The 21133-nt window shown below is 71.2% G+C and carries 13 protein-coding genes; 7 read left to right on the forward strand and 6 right to left on the reverse strand.

Features of this window, described 5'->3' with window-relative positions; all coding sequences use genetic code 11:
* The first annotated feature begins 235 nt into the window (after nt 1–235).
* Nucleotides 236–1216 (forward strand): hypothetical protein, encoded by a 981-nt coding sequence (locus tag WMF43_RS23305; protein ID WP_437683324.1) that lies wholly within the window; start codon nt 236–238, stop codon nt 1214–1216.
* Between the two features lie 185 nt (nt 1217–1401).
* Here WMF43_RS23305 and WMF43_RS23310 read toward each other — a convergent pair whose 3' ends face one another.
* Nucleotides 1402–2331 carry a mechanosensitive ion channel family protein gene (locus WMF43_RS23310; protein ID WP_437683325.1) on the reverse strand — a complete coding sequence of 310 codons (930 nt, stop codon included), beginning with the start codon at nt 2329–2331 and terminating at the stop codon, nt 1402–1404.
* Between the two features lie 474 nt (nt 2332–2805).
* On the opposite strand from WMF43_RS23310, the gene WMF43_RS23315 reads away from it, so the two are divergent.
* Nucleotides 2806–3507 carry a DUF1349 domain-containing protein gene (locus WMF43_RS23315; protein ID WP_437683326.1) on the forward strand — a complete coding sequence of 234 codons (702 nt, stop codon included), beginning with the start codon at nt 2806–2808 and terminating at the stop codon, nt 3505–3507.
* Here WMF43_RS23315 and WMF43_RS23320 read toward each other — a convergent pair.
* From WMF43_RS23320 to WMF43_RS23335, 4 genes are read right to left on the reverse strand one after another with little or no spacing between them, the layout of a single operon-like run.
* Nucleotides 3465–4172, reverse strand: a complete 708-nt coding sequence (locus tag WMF43_RS23320) for an SDR family oxidoreductase (RefSeq protein WP_437683327.1) — start codon at nt 4170–4172, stop codon at nt 3465–3467. The genes WMF43_RS23315 and WMF43_RS23320 overlap by 43 nt on opposite strands.
* Nucleotides 4169–5476, reverse strand: a complete 1308-nt coding sequence (locus tag WMF43_RS23325; protein ID WP_437683328.1) for a class-III pyridoxal-phosphate-dependent aminotransferase — start codon at nt 5474–5476, stop codon at nt 4169–4171. Before WMF43_RS23325 ends, WMF43_RS23320 begins: the two co-directional genes overlap by 4 nt.
* 1 nt (nt 5477) lies before the next feature.
* Nucleotides 5478–6230 (reverse strand): SDR family NAD(P)-dependent oxidoreductase, encoded by a 753-nt coding sequence (locus tag WMF43_RS23330; protein WP_437683329.1) that lies wholly within the window; start codon nt 6228–6230, stop codon nt 5478–5480.
* Nucleotides 6227–7717, reverse strand: a complete 1491-nt coding sequence (locus WMF43_RS23335) for a radical SAM protein (protein WP_437683330.1) — start codon at nt 7715–7717, stop codon at nt 6227–6229. Before WMF43_RS23335 ends, WMF43_RS23330 begins: the two co-directional genes overlap by 4 nt.
* Before the next feature lie 47 nt (nt 7718–7764).
* On the opposite strand from WMF43_RS23335, the gene WMF43_RS23340 reads away from it, so the two are divergent.
* From WMF43_RS23340 to WMF43_RS23355, 4 genes are all read left to right on the forward strand, one after another.
* On the forward strand, nt 7765–8523 hold the full coding sequence (locus WMF43_RS23340) for an ABC transporter ATP-binding protein (RefSeq protein WP_437683331.1): 759 nt from the start codon (nt 7765–7767) through the stop codon (nt 8521–8523).
* On the forward strand, nt 8520–9542 hold the full coding sequence (locus tag WMF43_RS23345; protein WP_437683332.1) for an ABC transporter permease: 1023 nt from the start codon (nt 8520–8522) through the stop codon (nt 9540–9542). Before WMF43_RS23340 ends, WMF43_RS23345 begins: the two co-directional genes overlap by 4 nt.
* A 229-nt stretch (nt 9543–9771) precedes the next feature.
* Nucleotides 9772–10827, forward strand: coding sequence for a GDSL-type esterase/lipase family protein (locus WMF43_RS23350; RefSeq protein ID WP_437683333.1), 1056 nt, complete (start codon nt 9772–9774; stop codon nt 10825–10827).
* 408 nt (nt 10828–11235) lie between these two features.
* Nucleotides 11236–12678, forward strand: coding sequence for a PAS domain-containing protein (locus WMF43_RS23355; RefSeq protein ID WP_437683334.1), 1443 nt, complete (start codon nt 11236–11238; stop codon nt 12676–12678).
* Between the two features lie 48 nt (nt 12679–12726).
* On the opposite strand, the gene WMF43_RS23360 is transcribed toward WMF43_RS23355, so the two are convergent.
* Entirely contained in the window at nt 12727–15504 is a 2778-nt protein-coding gene (locus WMF43_RS23360; RefSeq protein WP_437683335.1) for a YncE family protein, read from the reverse strand.
* A 321-nt stretch (nt 15505–15825) separates the two neighbouring features.
* Here WMF43_RS23360 and WMF43_RS23365 point away from each other — a divergent pair, with 321 nt between their 5' ends.
* A complete protein-coding gene (locus WMF43_RS23365) occupies nt 15826–21099 on the forward strand; it encodes an nSTAND1 domain-containing NTPase (RefSeq protein WP_437683336.1) in 5274 nt (1757 codons plus the stop codon).
* Nucleotides 21100–21133: the final 34 nt, after the last annotated feature.

Genomic DNA, 21133 nt, shown 5'->3' on the forward strand with positions numbered 1-21133 from the left:
CAGCTTGCGTCCCCTACGGTCGAGCGGCGTCGTGTTGCCTTGGAGCCGTCCGCCTCCGCGCGGTTCGCTCGGGACACCTCGCGAGGCGTGGGACCGCCCGGCGGCGCCCTCTCGCGCCTCTGAAGCCCATATGCGGTCCGGCCCGACAGGCTTTCTCGATGAGCTCGGCTAATCCACAGGGCGCGGCGCACAACGCGCCGCCTGCAAGCCGCGCTTGCGCGCGAGGACGAACGTCATGACGAACCGCTCCGGATTCCAGAAGGCGACGCTCGGGCGGACAGGGCTGCGCGTCAGCCGCCTCGGGCTCGCGTCGAACGGCGTCTGCCGCAGGGACGTCGAGTGGGCAGTCGACCAGGGCATCAACTACCTCTACTGGGGCTCGCTGCGCCGCCCCGACTTCGGCGCGGCCGTGCGCCACCTCGCGCGATCCAGGCGGGCCGAGCTGGTCGTGGTCGTCCAGACGTACACGCGCGTGGCCGCGCTGGTGCGCCCCTCGGTGGAGGTCGCGCTGCGCCGGCTCGGCCTCGACCACGCCGACGTGCTGCTCCTCGGCTGGTGGAACGAGCCCCCGGACGCGCGCATCCTCGACGCGGCCCGGCGCGTCTGCGAGGCGGGCAAGGCGCGGCACCTCATGATCTCCTGCCACCAGCGGGCGACGTTCCAGCGCTACATCGCCGATCCGACCTACGGCGCCATCATGGTGCGGTACAACGCCGCTCACCCCGGGGCGGAGGCCGAGGTCTTCCCGCACCTCGGCGCCGGCGCGGCGCGCAGCGGCGCCGGCGTCAGCGCCCTCCTGCGGCCCGGCGTGGTCGCGTACACCGCGACGCGCTGGGGGGCGCTGCTCGATCCGCGGCTCATCCCGCCCGGCGAGCGCGCTCCGCGAGGCTCGGATTGTTACCGCTTCGCGCTCACCCACCCCGCCGTGGACATCGCGCTGTGCGGCGCGAAGACGACCGACGAGCTGCGCGAGGCCCTCGCGGCGCTCGAGCGCGGCCCCATGTCCGCCGAGGAGCTCGCGTGGATGAAGCGCGTCGGCGCCGGGGTGCGCACGGCGTCCGCGAGCCGATCGGGCAACCCGCTCATCTACCTCCTCGATCGATGGACGCGCGCGGAAGGCCCGGGCGGCCCCGCCGCGCCAGAGCCGCACGAGACGCTGAGCGACGAGGACCGGCGGGCCATGAACGGCGTCCCCGTGAACGGCATGCACGACTGATCGGTCGGCGGGCGCATCGGCACCCGCGGCGGCGGGCGCGGCTCCGCGCTCACCGGACGCGGCACGTGACGTGAGCGCGCCGGCCCGCGCCGGCCGCCGCACCTGAGCGCGCCCGCGCGTGTCGGCCACCCACACGTGTCGCGGGCGCGCCGGCGCGGGCCAGCCGGCGGCGCGCCCCGGCGCGGTCAGGCGCGCGTGTCCTTGCCGACGATCACGCGCGGCGACATCTCCGTCAACGTCGCGCCGCCCTTCACGCCGAAGTCGAGCGTGCGGACCGGGAACGGGATCGTGATGTCGTTCGCGTCGAACGCCTCCTTGACGCGCATGACGAGATCGCTCCGCGCGCGGAGGTAATCGTCCTGCGTCCGGAAAGGGATCCAGATGCGGAGGGTGAAGTTGATCGAGCTGTCGCCGAACGCCTCGTAGAAGAGCTCGACGTCCCGCGTCGTGTCGCGCCCCTCGACCTGCCGCGCGGCGTCCAGGGCCACGCGTCGCACCTTCTCCAGGTCGTCGCCGTACGAGACCCCCACGGCGAGATCCACGCGGCGCGCCCCCGTGTCGGTATAATTGATGAGCTTGGTCGTGAAGATCTCCTTGTTGGGGATCATCACCGCCTGCCCCTCCAGCGTGCGGATGGTCGTGGTGCGGATCCGGATCCGCTCGGCGATCCCGAGGGTATCGTTCGTCTCGATGAGATCCCCCTCGCGGAAGGGGAAACGCACGGCGAGGTAAACGCCGGCGATGAAGTTCGCGGCGAGGTCCTGGAAAGCGAAGCCGAGCGCGAGGCCGACGATGCCGGCGCCGGCGAGGAGCGACGTCGCGGTCTTCTCGAGGTCGAGGATGCCAAGGGCGATCATGAGGCCGCCCGCGATGACCGCCATGCTGGCGAGCCAGGAGACGAGAGAGCTCACGCTGTGGGGCGTGTGCAGGCGCCCGAGCGCCCCGTAGACGAGCCGCCGGGCGACCCGCGAAAGACCCCAGGCGACGGTCACCACCACGAGGGCGACGACCATGTTGGGGAACATGACGATCAGCGCGTCGACCCACTGCGACACCTTCGTCACGAGCCTCGCCGAGATGTCCGAGAGATCGGCCGTCGTCCGCGTCACGAGCACGAGGGCGACGCATACGCCCAGGGAGTGACGACGTCGAGCCCCTCGCGCAGCGCGGCGCGGCGCGGCGCGGGCCGCGCTGGTCTACGATGACGGATGTCTACGCGGAAGTGCTCCGGCGGATCGCGCCGCCGTGACGGCCGGGTCTTGGGGCGCCCGTCGCCTCGCCCCGGGGCGCCCGTCGCCTCGCCCCGGCTACTTTACCTGCGGAAGCCTGCGCTTCGCCGGCCCCATCCTGCGACGGTTGAGCCTCCGTTTCCGGCGCTCTCGGCAGCGAGACACCGCCGCGACGTCAGGCAGCCTACAAGGCTTCCAGCCGGGCAGCAAAACCACGGGAAGAAGAGAATTCGTATGGGACGGAGATTTTTCATACGTCCTGTGACGATTCAGTAACAAGTCAGAAGCACTCGGCTGGTAACGTGCGTGTCGTGCAGGGGGAGGCCGTAGAACGTGAGTGAGCTTGTTCATCTAGCGCCGTTGCCGACACCACTTCACTGGGAGGTGCCGCCCAGGAGCTGGAGCGCCGCCAAAGCATCGAGCCTGACCGTCACGACGGGCGCCAAGACGGACCTCTTCCTCGATCCGGAGGGCGCCACGGCGGCGCTGAACGCGCCGCGCCTGCTCGGGACCCCGCACGGAGATTTCCTCGCCAGCGCGCGGGTGACCGTGGGCTTCTCGGCGCCGTACGACGCCGGCGTGCTGCTGCTCTGGGCGCACGAGCGCGCGTGGGCCAAGCTCTGCTTCGAGCTCTCCCCGGAGGGCGAGCCCACGGTCGTCGCGGTGGTGACCCGCGGCCTGTCGAACGACCGCCACGTCCTCTCCGTCGACGGCGACCACGCGTGGCTGCGCGTCTCCCGGCTCGGGCGGGTCTGCGCGTTTCACGCCTCCACCGACGGATCGACGTGGCATCTCCTCCGCTGCTTCTCGCTCGGCAGCGCAACGGAGCTCGCCGTCGGCTTCTCGGCCCAGTCGCCGATCGGCGACGGGTGCACCGCGGTCTTCGACGACATCCGCTTCGCGCCGCGCCGCGTCGGCGACCTCCGCAGCGGAGACGCCGCGAGCGACCTCCCGCCGCGCCGGCACGGCGCCCCCCATGACGAGGACGCGGTCGCCGAGCGCGTGCTGGCGCGCGCCAGTCAGATCCCGCCGTTGACCGGGATCACCTTGCCGCTCACGTAGGTGTTGTGGAGGGCGAGCCAGGTGATGGCGCGCGCCGCCTCGTCCGGCTTGCCCAGGCGGCGCAACGCCGAGAACGCGAGGTAGTCCTTGCGAAGGTCGTCGCCGAGCGCCGACGACAGCCCGGCGTCGAGCAGGCCGAGCGCCACCATGTTGACCCGGACCTTCGCGGGGCCCAGCTCCTTCGCGAGCGCCATGGCCGTCGCCGCGATCATCCCCTGGCTCGCCGCGAACGCGACCGGGACCGGCAGCGACTGGGCGCGGTCGAGCCCCCCGACGAGCACGATCTCCCCGCCGCCGCGCCGCGCCATGAACGCGCCGAGCTCACGCGCGACCAGGAAGGCGGCGCGGGCGTTCGCCGCGTAGGACCGATCCCACGCCTCGTCCGAGAGCTCCAGCGCCGGCGTGGCGTCGAGCGTGCCCGCGCACTGGATCGCCGCGGCGGGGGCCGGCTCCTCCGCGCCCATCCGGCCGACGAACGCGCGGAGCGCGGCGGCGTCGGTGAGGTCGAGGCGCGCGGCGCGGAAGCCGAGCTCGCGCGAGAGCTCGGCGGCGCGCTCCTCGCGACGGAAGTAGGTGAACGTGGCGCTCGCGCCGCGCGCGGCGAGCGCGCGCAGCACCGCGGCGCCGACCGCGCCCGTACCCCCGAAGACGACGGCGTGTCTCATGTGAGGCCCTCCACGTACGCGAACGCCTCGGCGGTGGCGTCGACGAACCGGTCGAGCGTCTCGCGCGGGATGTCGAACCGGGGCTGCAAGCGGAAGATCCTCCAGTCGTGGCCGCAGGTGAAGCAGAAGAAGCCGCGGCGATAAAGGCGGTGGCACACGAGCGGCGACGCCACCGACTGGTGCGCGAGATCGGGGAAGCCGAAGTGCTCGAAGGAGAGCCACGGGTGGTCCGGCGGGTTCAGCTGGACGCCGAGCATGAGGCCGGCGCCGCGCACCTCGCGGAACAGCGGGCTCGACCCGAGCGCCGCCTCCAGGCGCTCGCGCAGGTACACGCCCGTCCGGCGGATGTACTCGATGAGCTCGCCCGTGATCAGGTCGAGCGCGGCGAGCCCCGCGACCATCGAGAGCGCGTTGTAGCCCATGGTGTTGTTGTGGCTCTCGCCCGCGGCGAACTCCCTGCCGTAGGCGCGCACGAACAGGTCGCGCTTCGTCATCATCGCCGAGAGCGGCAGGAGGCCGCCCCCGAGCTGCTTCGCCATGAGGACCACGTCCGGGCGGCGCGGCCACGCCTCGGTCGCGAGGAAGCCGCGCCCCGAGCGGCCGATGCCGGTCTGCACCTCGTCGGCGATGAGGAGCGCGCCGTGCTTCGCCGTGAGATCGCAGAGCGCCTCGACGAACGGCGGCGGCAGCTCGCGCACGCCGCCCTCGCCCTGGATCGGCTCCACGAGCACCGCGGCGACGTCGCCGCCGGCGAGCACCCGGGCGAGCGCGTCGACGTCGCCGAACGGGATCGACGTGGCGCCTTGCAGGAGGGGCACGAACGGGTCGCGGAGGTAGCCCTCCGCCATGAACGAGACGCTGCCGTAAGAGCAGCCGTGGTAGGCGCCGGCCAGACCGACGAGCACGGGCTTCCTGGTGAGCGCGCGCGCGAGCTTCAGCGACGCCTCCACGGCGTCGCTGCCGGTGCACCCGAAGAAGACGTTGTCGTAGTGCCCGGTCCGCTCGCAGAGGCGGCGCGCGAGGCGGCCCGCGAACGGGTTGACGCGCGACGGGTACCAGGAGGGCGCGTCCGAGTCGAGGAAGGCGCGCACGGCGCGGGCGACGGCCGGGTTCCTGTGGCCGAAGGCCTGGGTGCCGTGGAAGTCCTCGATCACGAGGCCCTCGCTGTCGACGAGCAGGCCGCCCTCGGCGCGCACGACCCGGATCGGCTCGCGCGCGAGCTTCGCCCGCTGGGCGATGAGCGGGTTCACGAAGGCGCGGTACTCGTCGAAGCCGTCGCGGAGGATGTCGTCGTAGGCGTCCACGTCAGAGCCCCCCGTCGGCGACGAGCTTGGCGGCGCTCATGAGGGCGCTCTCCTCGGACGAGAGGAACACCGCGAGCTCGGCGAGCTCGTCTACACGGCCGAGGCGCCGGAGGCCGGAGTGCGCGACGTACTCGGCCTGGCGGTGCTGCGGGAGGCCCTGCGCCATGCCCTCCTCGAGCAGGCCCGGGCCGAGGAGGTTCACGCGCACGCCGTGCCGGCCGACCTCGCGCGCGAGCGCCTCGGTGAGGCCGCGCAGCGCGGACTTCGAGGCGGCGTAGTGGACCGGCGCCTCGATCACGCGCTCGGACGCGAAGTTGCCGATGTTGAGGATGACCCCGCGCTTCTCGCGGATCATGAACCGCAGCGCGGCGCGGCTCATCAGGTAAGCGCCCTTCACGTTGACGTCCATGACGAGATCCCAGTCCTCCTCCTCGAGCAGGGAGATGGGCAGGACCTGGGTGACGCCGGCGTTGTTGACCAGGACGTCGATCCCGCCCCACGCGCGGTGCAGCGCGGCGAGGGTGTCCCGGGCGTGGGCGGCGTCGGCCACGGAGCCCTTGAAGACGAGCGGCGCGGCGCCCGCCGCGGCGATCTGGCGGGTCGCCTCCGCGGCGTCGGCGTCGTCGGTCGAGTAGGTGAACGCGACGCGCGCGCCGTGCCTGGCGAACGCGAGCGCGATCGCGCGGCCGAGCCCGCGCGAGCCGCCCGTGACGAGGCAGCGCGCGCCGTCGAGGAGCCGATCCGGGGCGCTCACGTCGCCTCCCGGCGGGGCGAGGGGGCGAGGAGCGGCAGGGCGCGCCTCCCGCCGGATCGATCCGACCACGTCCTGGGCGCGCTCATGAACCTCGGCTCCTTCTCGCGGTACAGCACGTTGTAGTTGCAGACGGGCACCGTTCGGCCGTCGGCGTAGCAGTTGCTGTCGCAGCACTGGTAGGCGCGCTCGACGTCGAACGTCTCCTCGTCCATGTGGGAGTGGACGTAGACCGCCTTGACCGCGCGCTCGCTGATCCGCAGGGCCTCCTCCCGGCGGAGCGGCTTCCTCGCCGGGAACAGCGCGCGCAGGAGGCCGTTCAAGAGGCCGAGGGCGCGCTCGTCGCCGCCGCGAGCCCAGAGCGCGTCGATCGCGTCCTGCATCGCGCGCTCGAGGCGCGCGCTCGGCTCCAGGTAGAGGTGGTCCCCGAGGCAGCCGTAGAGCGCCTCGCGGCTCATGAACCGGGTGAACGGGATCGGCGGGCCGCCGCCCGGGTCCATGAGCAGGTAGGCGATCTGGTAGCAGAGCGGGTGCGCGCACGGCGACGGGATGAAGTCCTCCGGCGACAGCAGCCCGGACGTGGTCTCGGCGATGCGCTCGAGGACCTCGATCGTCGAGATGCGGCCGCCGCGATCGAAGCCCGCGCCGCTCTGGCCGGTGAACGTCATCGTGTGGACCTCGAGGTGGCGGACGCAGCCGAGCCGGAGGCCGAGGTCGATGATGCGGCCGATCTCGTGGTCGTTGTGGCCGCGGGTCATCACCGGGATGAGCGTCGTGTCCACGCCGGCGGCGTCGAGCCGCTCGAGGCAGGCGAGCTTCTTGTCGACGCTCCGCACGCCGTTCAGGGCCTTGTCCGTGGCGTCCTCGAACGTGTCGAACGAGAGCGCGACGCGCGCGCCGAGCTCCGCGAGGCGCCGGAGCAGCGCGTCGTTCCTGAGCAGGCCGAAGCCGTGGCTGCAGATGCTCACGCGGTGGATGCCCGCGTCCCTGCACATCGCGACGAGCTCGGGCAGCTCAGGGTGGAGCGTCGGCTCGCCGCCCGTGAGGTTGATGAGGTCGAGGTCGCCCCCGGAGCCGGCGACCAGGTGGCGGAGCACGTCCCCGAACTCGGCCTTGCTCATGAAGAACGCGCCGTCGTTCTTGTTGTGCACGTAGCACATGGGGCAGTCGAGGTCGCAGGCGCTCGTGATCGTGACGACCGGCATCCTGACGCGCTGGGCGTGGCCCTCGCAGGGGCCGCAGTCGAACGGGCAGCCGTGCTCGATCGGGCGCCGCGGCGCGGCCGGCGGGGACGCGATCGGCACCGCAGCGCGCGTCGCCTCGTACCAGGCCGCGCTGGTCGAGATCCTGACGTCGCGCGGGCCGTGCTCGGGGCACGCCTTGCGCATCCAGACCTCGCCTGACGGCGTCGCGACGACCCGGGCGCCGACGGCGATCTTGCACGCCGGGCACAGGCTCGTGGTCTCATGGATCAGCCGGTCGGTCGCCATGAGGGGAGGAGGATATCAGGGCCGCCCGAGCTGGTAAGCTTTCGTGCATGGCAGGCGCGCCGGAAGAGATCGTGGCCGTCGAGTCGCTCACGAAGACCTTCGGCGGCGTCGCGGCGCTGTCGGACGTGAGCTTCCGCGTGCGGGGGCCCGGCCTCGTCGGCATCCTCGGGCCGAACGGCGCCGGCAAGACGACGCTGCTCGACATCCTCGAGGGGCTCAGCGAGCCCACGCGCGGCGCGGTCCGCGTCTTCGGCGCGCCCGTGCCCCCCTACCCGCGGCGGCGGGTCGGCGTGGTCATGCAGAAGGAAGTGCAGCTCGAGCGCTGCACGACGCGGGAGTACGCGGGCCTCTTCGCGGCGATCTACGGCGTCAGGGACGGCGAACGCCGGATCCTCGAGCGCGCGCGGCTCACCGCGCGCGCGGCCGCGCCGATGTCGCGCCTCTCGGGCGGGGAGGCGGCGCGCCTCTTCATCGCCACCGCGCTCGTGCACGAGCCCGAGCTGCTGCTGCTGGACGAGCCCACGGCGCCGCTCGATCCGGCCAGCAAGCAGGAGGTCGGCGAGATGCTGCGCGCCGTCTCGCGCGAGCGGACCGTGCTCATGACGACGCACGACCTGCGCGAGGCGGACGGCCTGTGCGACCACCTGCTGTTCCTCGTCGGCGGCAAGCTGCGGGCGAGCGGCCCGCGGGACGAGCTCGTCGCCGCGGTGCCCGAGGGCCGCCGCACCGGCCTCGGCGTCGAGGACGCGTTCTTCCACTTCTGCGCGGTCCGGATGCGCCACGGCGAGGCGGAGGAGGCACGGTGAACGCGTTCTGGGCGCTCGCGCGCCTCCGGCTGCTCGACGTGCTGCGCAGCCCGACCTCGAGCAGCTTCGTGCTGCTCTTTCCGGTCGTGCTCCTCGTCGTGGTGGGGCTCGTGTTCATGAACGGGCACCCGTTCGAGGAGCGGACGATCGCGGTCCTCGCGTCGCCCCCCGGCGACGACCGCGCGCTCGCGGCGCTCGGCGAGGAGGTCGCGTCGGCGCGGCGCGTGCACGTAGGGAGCGAGGCCGAGGGGCTCTCGCAGCTGCGCGCGCGCACCGCGAGCGCGGTCCTCGTGCTCCCTCGCGAGGGCGCGGCGTGCCGCGTGATCGTGGGGCCGCGCGACCGGCTGTTCGGGCGCGGCATCGCCGCGTCGGCCGGCGCGCGGGCCGAGCTCTCCGTCGTGGAGCTCCCGCGCTGGGGGTACGTGCACTACCTCTTCCCGGGGATCCTCACGTTCAGCGTCATGGTCGCGGGCCTGTTCGCGACCGGCTACACGATGGTGCTCTACCGCCAGAACCGTTTCCTGAAGAAGCTCGCGACGACGCCCATGCCCAGGGTGACGTTCGTCGGGGCGCAGATCGCGGCGCGGTCCGTCCTCGTCCTCGCGCAGATCACGCTCGTCGCCGCGGCCGGGGCGCTGCTCTTCGACGTGCCGTTCACCGCGGCGTCGGCCCTCTGGGCGGCCTTCGTGTCGCTGCTCGGCCTGCTCGCGTTCATGGGGGCGGGCTTCGTGCTCGCCTGCGTCATCAAGACCGAGGACCTGGTGGTCGACATCGTGAGCGCGGTGAACTTCCCGGTCGTCTTCCTCTCGGAGATCTTCTTCCCGCTCGACGCCTTGCCGCGCCCGCTCGCCGTCGTGGGAGCCGCCCTGCCGAGCACGCAGATGGTGCGCCTCATCCGGGAGACGTTGCTCTTCGGCGTCACCGATCCCGGCCAGCTCGCCGGCGGCATCGCCGTCCTCGCCGGATGGACGGTGGCGACATTCGCGCTCAGCCTGTGGCTGTTCCGGTGGCACCGCTGAGGGCGCGGCGGCCGATAGCCGAGGTGCGCCGGCGCTCGCGCGGCCTCCATTTTTGCTGCTGCTTCAGAATTGCGCTCAGCGCGCTCTGACGCGCGTGTCGGTCGGCAACTTCGGGGGAAAAAACGCCGACTTGTGATTGGTTGGAGGGCGACGCCAACACAGGGAGACGGCCGTGCTCACCTTCGTCGCGCACGCCCGTTGTTCCGATCTCGTCGCTTGGAGGAAACGCATGTTGATGCAGTCGAGCGTTCGATCTGCCGCTTGCAGGATGGCCGCCCTCGTGTCGTGGGTGGCGCTGTTCACCGTCGCTTGCAGCGCCGACCCGGCGACGTCCGGGCTCGGCGGCGGCACGGGGACGGGCGGCGCGGGAGGCGCCGGCGGCGCGGGCGGGAGCGCGCAGCCTTCGGCGGGAGGCGCGGGCGGCGCGGGCGGCGCGAGCGCGGGGAGCGGCGCGCCCGCCGGCGCGACGGGATCGGCGGCGTCGACGGGATCCGCCGGCGCGGGCGGAGATCCGGGGGGCGGCGGCGCCGGGGCGGGCGGCGCGGGGCCGCTTCCGGACATCACGATCTGGATCGCGGGGGACTCGACGGTCGCCAATGGCCAGACCCCCTGCCCTGCTGGCTGGGGTGGTCAGCTCGACGCGCTCTTCGACGAGCGCGTCACGGTGGTGAACAGCGCCGTCGGCGGTCGCAGCGTGCGCACCTGGCTCTATCACGTGCAGACCACCATGGATGACACGGGCGAGTGCGCGCTCACCCGCGACTCGAGCGGCGAGCCCCTGCTCCAGGACAGGTGGGTTCAGATGCTCGGCGGCATGAAGCCGGGCGACTACCTGTTCATCCAGTTCGGCATCAATGACGGGTCGCGCACCTGTGATCGGCACGTGGGGCTCGACGCATTCAAGGCGAGTTATGGGATGATGGCTCTCGCGGCCCAGGAGCGAGGCGCCCAGCCCGTGTTCGTGACGCCCGTGAGCGCGATCGCCTGCAATGGCAGCACGGCCCGCGGGACGCGCGGCGGTTATGTAGACGCGACCCACGAAGCGGGCGCGGAGCACGGCGTGCCGGTGATTGATCTCCACGAGCTGAGCGTCGCGCTGTACAACTCCCTGAGCTTCTGTCCGGTACCTGGAGGCGATGTGAGCGCGACGACCGCGGGACCCGTCGGCGAGTTTTTCTGCGACGATCACACGCATTTTGCGCGCCCCGGCGCGGAGCAGATCGCCAGGCTCGTGGCCGGAGCCATTCGCGCTCAAGGGCTCGGCCTGGCTGCGTACCTCGAGTGAAGCCGCGCCGGCGCATGCGCGGGGCGGGGCCCGAAGCGCGCGCCGCGCGCTGGTATGATGTCGTCCTGGCCCGCCGGGTCCCCTGCCGGGAGGCGCGCGGGCGACCCACCGACGAGGCAGCGGGACGGTCGGCGGTCGCCGCCGGGACCTAGGTCGGGCGGAGCGCGCGGCCGTCGCGCCGCGGACTGCGATGAAGCTGGCGCCCTCGCGTCGTCAAATGATATCACCGGTACACGGCTCGCTTTGTAGCTAGGCTCGACCGTCCCAGCACCAAGGCATCAGCGCAGCATCGCACCTCTTCGCACCTGGTGTCTTGACGGAGACCGGAGATCGCTTGTTCACCCGCCGCGAGAGGCCTGGAGCGGGCGCGCCGAGGACCGCCACTTCTGGCCTCTTTGCAAGGACGTGATGGACAACCGGCTCACCTCGGTCTCGTGTACGACGCTGCTGAACGGCACGCCCATGCCTCTGGCGCTGCTCTCCGGCACGGGTGAGGTGGTCGCCAGCAACCCAGCCTGGGACGAATGCGTGGGTCCGCCCGGACCTCTGCTCGATCGCGTGCACGAGGACGATCGCGGCGAGCTGACGGCCCAGATCAAGGCCGCGCGCGCCGGCGCGGGCAGCGTCTCCGCAACGGCGCGCGTGGTGGACGCCCGCGGCAAGGCGCTCCCGCTGCGATGGACGTTGTGGCGGGCCGACGACACGGGGCTCTGGGCCGCCGTGAAGCCCGATCGCGAGGCGTGGGAGACGCAGGCGCGCGTCCTCGTCGACGTGTTCCAGACCATGGACGCGGTGATCTGGGCCTGCGACCAGGCGGGCACGCTCCGCGTCTCCGACGGCAACGGGCTCGCGCACTTCGGGATCAAGCCCGGCCAGATCGTCGGAATGAACATGCGCGATCTCTACGGCGAGGGCTCGCAGGTCCTCGAGCTGTGCAGGCGCGTGCTCGCCGGCGAGACGGTCCGCACGGACACCGTGGCCGACGGCGTGCACTGGATCGTGCACTATGCGCCGCGCCGCGGCGAGGACGGCGAGATCGACGGCGTCCAGACGTTCGGGATCAACCTGGCCGACCACGTCACCCTCGCCGCGCAGGCGGAGCTGCTCCGCACGTGCATCGACAGCATGCCGATCATCATCTGGGCGTTCGACAAGGACGGCATCTGCATGGTGGCGCAGGGCGGGGCGCTCGCGCAGGTCGGCGCCATCGAGCGGAACGGGATAGGCAAACACATGCTCGAGCTCTGCGGCGACGCGGACGACGTGCGCGAGGCCTTCCAGCGCGCCCTCTCCGGAGAGATCGCGCACGCCGAGCAGCGCCGGCACGACAGGATCTGGCGAACCAGGTTCGTCCCCCAGAAGGACGTCCTCGGCACGATCATCGGCGTCGGCGCCATCAGCGAGGACGTCACGCAGCAGCGCCGCGTCGAGCAGCAGCTGCGGGAGCAGCTGCGGCTCACCCAGGATCAGCAGGAGTCGATCGCGCGGCTGTCGAGCCCGATCATCGAGGTCTGGCAGGACGTGCTCATCGTCCCGCTGATCGGCGCGGTCGACGCGGATCGCGCGTCGATGGTGATGGATTCGCTGCTCGCGAGCGTCGTGGAGCGGCAGGCGTCGTTCGCGATCCTCGACCTAACCGGGATCGATTCCGTCGACACGACGACGGCGCAGCACCTGATCAAGATCGTCAATGGATTGACCCTGCTCGGCTGCCGGAGCGTGGTCACCGGCATCCGCCCGCCGGTGGCGCAGACGATGGTCGGGCTGGGCTTCGATCTGTCGCAGGTGTGCACGCTGCGCAGCCTGAAGGAGGCGCTCCGCTGGTGCATGCGCGAGGCGCGGCGCGGCTGAAGGCCCGCGCCGCGCCGGCCGCGCCCCGCGGCGGGGCGCGGCGCTCGCTCACCCGGGGCTCGACGGATCCGCGGGATCCGTGCCGGCGTCGCGCTCGTCGCCGTCGCGGACTCCATCGCTGTCGCGGTCGACGCCGCACCGCGCCCCCGAGCCGGGCGGCATGCACGTGTAGGTCACCGGCTGCCCGGTGAGGACGGAGAACCAGCGCAGCCCGAGATCGCTCACCGGCGGGGCCGCGCTGCGATCCGTGGTGAACTGGCCACCTCCCACGTAGAGCAGGCCGACCTCCTCGAAGAGGAACGGGAGCTTCGCCACGAGGTCGCACTCCTCGGCCTCGGCGCGCTCGACGAGGAGGTCGATCCGCGGCCAGGCCGCCGCCGCGTTGCGCGCGCCGAGCGTGACCTGCTGCCCGACGATCGGCGCGAGGTTCGAGTCGAACGCGAGCATGAAATCCACGGCCTGCCGGCGCAGGATCTCCCCGGAGGCGTCGAGCGGGAAGCCGTTCGGCGTGAAGCCGCTCTCCTCGAACCCGATCGCTTGGTGGAAGCGGAAGAGCGTGTCCATCACGCCGTCGTGCATGAACCCGAAGCCGCGGATCTGGTCGCCCATGAAACCGTTGTCCCCGGGGTGGAAGAGGCTCGGGACCGCGGCCATGCCGAACATGCCGATCTTCTGGTACAGGTTGCGCAGGTGGGGGTTCTTGAAGCTCTGGCCGTTCTCCTGTCCGACGCTCCCGCCGTCGGTGCCGAAGAAGCCGGGGAAAGGCTCGCCGGCGTCGGCGTTCGCCTCGGGATCGAGGCTGTGGCAGGACGCGCACGAGAACGTGCCGTCGACGCCCTCGCGGACGAAGTGGTCGCGCCCGGCCTGCTGATCGGGGGTGAGGGAGTTATCGAGGCTCCGGATCGGGTTCGGCGGATACGTGAGCTGGAGGATGAAGTCGGTGAACGCCTCCATGTCGTCGCCGGGGATGGGCGCGTGCCGGCCGAGCAGGTTCGTGAAGCCGACCTGGAATCGCCTGAACGCCGCGCGCTCGTCGAAGGCGCCGCTGTCCGGCTGCGCGGTGGGCTCGTCGTTGCCGCCCGTGCGGTCGCCGCGCCAGTGCATCGGCCCGTGGTTGGCCAGGCCGCGCAGGCTCTGGGTCGTCATCGGCCCCTTCATGGGCTTCAGCGTGGTGTCGGCGGGGAACGGCGGGTTGATGCTCGTGAACGGCCCGGGGTTCGTCTGGGTGATGTCGTCCGGATTGCCGAGGTCCCACGCCAGGCTGTCGAGGTCGCCGAAGACGTGGCAGCTCGCGCACGACGAGTCGCCGTGGCTCGACGTGAAGCTCGCGTCGTGGAGGAACACCCGCCCGCGGACCACGCTCTCCGGCTCGGGGTTGTGGAGCGGGAGGTGCGCGACCTCGGCGCGCGCGGCGGTGTTGATGATCGAGATGGAGTTGTCGAAGCGCGTGAGCACGTACAGCCGGCCGCGCGGCGGATCGAGCGCGAGCCCGCTCGGCCCGCCGCCGCTCACCGGGATCTGGCTCGCGAGGCTCGGCGTGAAGGTGTCGCTCTCCAGCTCGGCCGTCTTGAAGACCCCGATCTTGCTCGATCCGAACGCGGCGACGTAGAGCTTCGAGCCGTCCGGGGTCACCGCCATATCGAGCGGCGTGGCCAGGCTCTTCGCGTTCTCCGGGTTGGGCACGGGAGCGCAGCACGTCGCGTAGTCGATGTGTTTGTTCAGGTGCCGCGGCTGGGCCGAGCCGCCGCCCAGCACGGTGATCCGGCTCTCGTGCAGGTGTCCTCGGACGCTCGACCCGGCGAAGGTCCCCGGGCCCTCGAAGCGATCGAGGTTGAACGCCTCGGTGTTGGAGACATAGACCTTCCCGTTCACCGGGTTGACGACCATGTTGTAGAGGACGGTCCCCACGCCGGTGAAGAAGCCGGCGCCGCCGGGGCGCTGGCGCGGCGGGTTGGCCGCGGCGTCGATGGCGAAGACGTCCTTGTCGGGCAGCGAGAACCTGATCGCGTCGTCCCAGGTGCGGCCCGCGACGTCGACCCAGTGGGCGCCGTCGTGTTGCACGATGAGCGACGTGTTCGGCTGCGGCTCGCCGAGGAAGTTGGTGAGCGGCGGCGGCAGCCCGCCGCCCTCCTCCACGAGCACGCGGTGCACGGCGGTCGTGCGGTTGCCGGTGTGGAAGCCGGCGGCGTACACCGTGGCCCCGTCCGGGCTGACCGCGAGCGCCCTCGGGGTGTCGGTGAAGAGGGTGAGGATCGTGAGCGGCGCCCCGCCGAGCGAGGTGTCGTTCACGACGGCGTTCGCGTCGAACACCCAGACGTCCGCGCGGCCGATCCCGGGCGTCGTCAGCTGCGGATCGAAGGGCGCGTTCTGGCCCCGGTGGGCGGCGGTGATGAACGCGCGCGAGCGCCCGGGACCACCGAAGACGATATCGCGCGGCTCGTCCCCGACGAGGAGCGTGCGCACGACCCGCGGGCGCGAGGGGAACGAGACGTCGACGACGCTGACGCTGTCGGAGAGGTGATTGACGACCCAGACCTCGCTGTCGCTGCGCGCGGCGACGGCGACGGGCTCCAGGCCCACGCTCACGGAGGAGAGGTGCGAGAGGCCGCCCGGCGTGGCGCGGAATACCTCCAGGCGGTTGTCGGGTGTATTGGCCGCGAAGAGCAGCGCGCGGTTCGGCGAGAGCGCGAGCGGCCTTACCTGGCCGCTCTCGAAGAGGGTATACGAAGGCGCCGCCTCCGCTCCTCGCCCGGCGAAGAGGGTCACGAGGACGGCGGTGGCGATGAGAATGGCACGGGGAGCGCGTGGATGACGATGTGGGAGCATCCTGACCTCCTTAAGAACGGGGTAGAATGAAGTATCCCTTCAGCATAGAACCGCATAGCGGCGCCCGGGAATCAAGTATTTCGTGGATTCATCGAGACGCGAATGAATGGCAGCGCACGTTTCGCGGCGAGGAGGTGCTCGCGCCGCTCGTGTTGGTTGCTTGAGCCCCGGCGCGGCCCCGCACAGATCGAGGCCATCCGCTGCCGCTGGATCACCCCAGCATGCCCGCGGCCGCGTTCTCTATGCGCCGCCTGCCAGCGCAATTCGGTGGACCCCAGGCAGACGGCCCCAGTACGCTGATGGCATCCTTCCCAGGTGTCCGTGCCGCCTCAGCAACGCACCCTTGAGTTCATCAGCGTGCCAGCAGCTGCGGGCGGTCCTGCTGGGCTCCGCGCCTACAAGATCCGCATCGATGGCCCTGGCTATACGCCGCTGACCATCGACTGGGATCAGAGGCCCCTCAACATGCTCGCGGCCCTGCAGAGGCTCCCGCCCGATCCGAACATCGTGGCGGAGGTCGGCGCTGTCCTCGCTTCGCTCCTGAAGCCGGCCGGCTGGGATGCCCTCGCGGCGATGATTTGCCAGGCGCACTACGACAAGCAGCGCTTCTGCCTGACCATCGAGTCCGACGCGCCCGAGATCTACGCGCTCCCGTGGGAGCTCATGACGATGGGGACAGGCCAGCACCTCGCCGAGCTGCCTTCCGTGCTTGTTCGCCGTGAGTTGCCCGGAGGGTCCACGCCGCCGCCGCGGCCGGATCCGATGGAAGAGGAGGGCCGGATCGTGCTCGCCTGGTCGTCCGCCGGGGGCAGCGTCCCCCTCGAGGAGCACCGTGAGGCCATCCAGAGGGCATGTCGCTTCGGGCAGCCCGCGTTCGATCCCGGGCGCGACGTGGTGGAGCTCGTCTCCACGGAGACGCTCGCGCGAGTCCTCCGCGACGGCGGACGCGGCGCGACGCCGCCGGTGCGCGTGCTCCACGTGCTCTGTCACGGCGCACGCCTCCCGGACACGACGCACGGGTTCGGTCTCCTGTGGGGCCGGGCCCGCGCCGGTGAGGATGGGATCCTCGTGAGCGCCGGCGTCATGCGGCACATCCTCGGCGATCACGTGAGCCAGGTGCGCCTCGCGGTGCTCTGCGCCTGCTACGGCGGCCACACGGACAGGCCGAGCAGCCCGCTCGGGAGCGTCGCCCACGAGCTCCACCGCGCCGGGATCGCGAGCGTGATCGCGCCCTCCGCGCCGCTCTCGATGGACGGATCGACGCGCCTCGCCGAGATCTTCTACGAGGCGCTCGTCGGCGAGCCTGCCTCGGTCGAAGAGGCGTTCCTGCGCGCGCGCGCGGCGCTGTCTGTGCGCGACCAGCCGCTCGACTGGGCCTTCCTCCAGTACTTCGCGCGTCAGCGCGACGGCGACGACAGCCGGCCGCTTGCGATCTGCCCCTTCCGCGGGCTCCGCTCGTTCGACGAGCGCCACGCGCGATTCTACGTCGATCTCGGCGGCCGCCTCCCTGCTCTGAAGGGCCGCATCGAGGAGGCGTGGAACGGCCGCCGCCCGCGGCTTCAGGTGCTCGCGGGCGGCTCTGGCACAGGGAAATCCTCGCTGGTCCGCGCCGGGCTGATCCCGGTTTTGAAGGCGGCGGGATGGACGCTCGCAGGCATCCACAGGCCTGTCATCGAGGCGGCGGACCCGACGATCGCCGGCAGCCACAGGCCTGCGCCGCCGTTCATCGAGGCGCTCCACGCGCTCGCGAACGCGGCGGAGCGCGCGGAGAAGTCGGACGCCGCGGGAGCTGGTGCGGCGCTGCACGGTGCGCAGCAGACGCCCGAGGCTCCCGCGCGGTCGCTGCTGTTCATCGACCAGTTCGAAGAGGTCTTCACGGTCTTCCAGAGCCCGACGGATCGTCAGCGCTCTCTTGACCTGCTCGTCACGCTGTCGAAGCGACACGTCGTGCTGCTCGCGTTCCGGCTCGATTACGTCACGCCTTGCCAGCACCTCCGCGTCGAGGGGGCGCGCCGCCTCGATCAGGTGATCCTCGACGAGCGCCACACATCGTTCTTGACGTCGTCCGGGGTCGAGGGGCTCGAGAACGTCGTCGTGGAGCCGGCGCTCAAGGTCGGCTTCTTCCCCGAGCCAGGGCTCGTCACCCACCTGCGCGAGGCGGCCGCCGAGGAGCCAGGGGCGCTCCCGTTGATGGAGTACGCGCTCCTACGGCTCTGGGAGCAACGACAGGGCCGGCAGCTCACCTTGAACGCGTACTTCCATCTGAGCGGCGGCCCTGCGCCGGGCGGCGACACGCCGCGAGCAGGCCTGGCAGCGATCCTCATCGCCTCCGCGGACTCGTTGTTCGACGCCCTGCCTCCCGATCAGCAGAAGATCTGCCGGCGCCTGTTCGTGCAGCTGGTGAACCGTGGCGACACGCCGTCCCATCACGCCCGCCGCAGGATCCGGCGCGCGGACTGGGAGCCGGCCGATGCGGCGGCGCGCCGCGCGTTCGACGAGGTCGTGCGCCGCCTCGTGACGGAGCGGCGGCTCGTCGTCGCCGGCGCCGATGAGCGCGGGGCGTGGCTCGAGGTCGCGCACGAGGCGCTCCTGCAGCGCTGGACGAGGCTCCACGGCTGGCTCCAAGAGGACAGGGACGTGCTCGGCGTACTGCACGAGGTCCGTCGCCGGCAGGCCCTAGCAGAGCCGCTCACCGGCGCGCTCCGGCGCAAAGCGGTCGCCATCACGAGCGAGCGCCCCGAGGACGTGGAGCCCTCGCTGCAGGCGTACATACGCCGGAGCCGCTGGCTCGCGCTCGCGCAGGCGGCGGCGGGCGCTCTCTTGCTCGTTGGCGTGGCCCTCTCCGCCCAGCGGCTCTGGACCGAGCTCGACAAGAGCCGGCGCCTCAACCGCGACGCCGCTTATGTGGCGGCCGCTGTCCGCGCAGACCCCCCGGAGGGCGACGTGGATCCGGAGGCCGCGGCGCTCTTCCTGATGGAGATCGCGGATCCGGCGTCGGTGCCCGAGTGGCTCCAGGGGGCCTGGCGGCTCGTGAAGGCGCCGCTCGCGGTCGATCTCGTGACGGAGGACGAGCTGCCAGGATGGTACCAGCCGTCCGAGTTCGGGTTGTCGTTGAAGATCGAGATCAGGCCGGACAAGAGCGCGGTGATCAGGCGAGTTGGTTCTCCTGACTACGTGGTTCACCAGTGCGATCTGCCGCTTGTCACAGAAGGGCGAAGCCTCCTGAGGCTCCTGCACGGTGGCGACGATCGTCTGCAGCTCCTGCGTTGCAGGCGTGATGACGCACAGTGGGAGCTGCGCTTCGTCGATCTTTTGGAGCCCAGGCGCGAGAAGAGCCTCGGCGTCTTCGCCGATCCCCTCCCGATGGCCATCTCGGCGAACGGCGCCTGGATCGTCGGCGAGGTGAAGGAGGTAGGGCAGGAGAAGGACACAAACCGGCTCTATGTCTTCGATACACGCGCCGGGGAGACGGTGCAGCTCGACGGCGCCCCCGAAGCGGTCAAGATGGTCACGCTGAGCGCGGGCGGGGGCCATGTCCTCGCCGTTGACGCCACGAAGAGCGCGATGCATGTGTGGCCACTCCCGAGCAAGCCGGGCGAGCGCCGCGAGATCGAGGTTCCACAAGGGGCGACGGTGGAGAACGCAGCGCTCTCTCCTGACGGAACGGCAGTCGCCTTCGCGACGAACCGGGGAGCAGTGTGGCTCAGCCGAGCCGAGCGTTCGAAGCCCATCCGTATCCGGAGCGACGCTCCCGAGCCGCTGGGTGTGAGGCACCGTGTGGACATCGAGTTCGTGCAGGGAGGGACGCGTCTCGTGGCGCTCACGCATCAAGGTTCTTACGAGGCAGTGGACCCGGCGATCACGGTCTGGGACGTCGCCCGGCCCGGCCGGTACATCTTGCTCGGTGAGAGCGAGCGAGCGGGCATGCTGGCGACGAGCGAGCGAGGCCGTTACGTCGCAGCCCTCATGGGCGACCGCATCAACATCTGGGACATCCGGGATGTCGAGATGACGGGGGATAAGAGCGAGCATCGTCCCGCGCAACGACTCCGAACATGCGCTGACTGGAACAGAGCATTCAATACTCCTCTCCAGTGGTCGCCAGACGGCTCCTCGCTCTGGATGTATTGCGGGACCAGCGAGCAGCGATTGAATCGACGACCCTACGCGCGCGTCTGGTCCGTCGAGCGGCCGTCCGTGCTCTCGTTTGCAGATGCCTCGGTGAGCGGGCCCGGGCCGACGGTCGTCACCGCATCGCGCGCAGGCACGATCGAGCGCTGGATTGGCGGCAGCGGTAGAGCCATCGAGACGCTCTCAGGTCCGGCGGGGGAGGCGCGCCGAGTCGCCGTGAGCGAGGATGGCGAAAAGATCATCGCGCTCGTCCGCGCGGGCGATCACCACGAGATCTGGGGCTTCGAAAATGAGGCGTTGCAAGGCGCTCGGCTTGCTGAGCTCCCAGCGGTGGATGAGTCAACCGCCGTTCTTAACATCAACGATGGATGGGTGGGCGCGTGCTCCGAGGATCGCCGCCGTGTGCACGTGCTCCACCTTCCTGCTCGACCCAGCCTCGGGCCGATCGAGCTCAATGAAAAGAGGTGCGAGGGGGTCGAGCTCTCGTCTGGAGGCGGCTGGCTCTCCGTCCGAGTCCGCGACGGCGACGGCGACGGCGACACTTTCTCCGAGCATGCCGTTCGAGCATTCTCGACGGCGCGCCTCCTCGAGAACAGGCCTGGCGCCCCGGATATCGAGGCGGCGAGCGTGACGTTCGGCGCCGCCGATGATCCGGTCGCCGGGGTGACCCTCGACGGGGGCGTCTCTATCTGGTCGGCGTCGGATCCGTCGAACCCGACGCGGCTCGCCTCGCCCGTGGCCGCAAGAGACGACGGTCGCACGGACATGATCACCGCAGTCCTGAGTCCGAATGGAAAGTGGGTCGCCGCCACATCCGGAAGAGCGGGGGTGGCCGCACGCTCCAAGACGTCGCTCTTCGTCTGGAAGGCGGATGAGCCGTCTGCGCCTCCCGCGACGCTCGGGAGCGTGCACGATCAGGATGCCGCCGGGCGCGCCATGTTCACCCCTGACAGCAAGTTCGTCCTCCTCAGCGGCGAGGAGACGATGGTCTGGAGCCTATCCGATGTATCCACCGGAGGAACGGAGCTCGACGGTGCCCTCATGGGAGTCACGGCGTCGCCCTGGGATGACGGGAGGCACTGGGTCGTGACGTACCGCTACCGGGCGCCCATGGGCTCAGGAGAGCGGTTCTTCGCGGTGTCGAGCCTCGGCGGCGAGCCGTTCACCGCCGAGCGGGTCTTGAAGCTGGGGGACGCGTCCGTCCGCGTAAACATTCTCTCCGCAAACGGCGTCGTACAGACCCCCGCGGGTCCGTGGCTCATCGCCGGCGAATCGGGCGATCGCATCCTGTTCCCCCTGTCGAGCGCAGGCATCCCTTTCGTGAAGGAGAACATCGCGGCATCGACCAGCGCGTGCCTGCTGCCTCGCCAGCGCATCGACTACCTCGGCCAGGAGGAGGGCGCCGCCAACCGGGCGTACGCCGAGTGCCGAGCGCGCCCTATCCCGCGCCCGTGGCTCCGGTGAGCCACGCCGGCGCCTCGTGTTTCCCGGCAGAGGA

This window comes from Sorangium sp. So ce131 (assembly GCF_051519095.1).
Lineage (GTDB): Bacteria > Myxococcota_A > Polyangia > Polyangiales > Polyangiaceae > Sorangium.

Bases quoted from the DNA above. Each gene is read 5' to 3' on its own strand.
- WMF43_RS23335 (WP_437683330.1), bottom strand. From the start codon at position 7,717: ATGGCGACCGACCGGCTGATCCATGAGACCACGAGCCTGTGCCCGGCG.
- WMF43_RS23360 (WP_437683335.1), bottom strand. From the start codon at position 15,504: ATGCTCCCACATCGTCATCCACGCGCTCCCCGTGCCATTCTCATCGCC.
- WMF43_RS23340 (WP_437683331.1), top strand. From the start codon at position 7,765: ATGGCAGGCGCGCCGGAAGAGATCGTGGCCGTCGAGTCGCTCACGAAG.
- WMF43_RS23305 (WP_437683324.1), top strand. From the start codon at position 236: ATGACGAACCGCTCCGGATTCCAGAAGGCGACGCTCGGGCGGACAGGG.
- WMF43_RS23355 (WP_437683334.1), top strand. From the start codon at position 11,236: ATGGACAACCGGCTCACCTCGGTCTCGTGTACGACGCTGCTGAACGGC.
- WMF43_RS23320 (WP_437683327.1), bottom strand. From the start codon at position 4,172: ATGAGACACGCCGTCGTCTTCGGGGGTACGGGCGCGGTCGGCGCCGCG.
- WMF43_RS23350 (WP_437683333.1), top strand. From the start codon at position 9,772: ATGTTGATGCAGTCGAGCGTTCGATCTGCCGCTTGCAGGATGGCCGCC.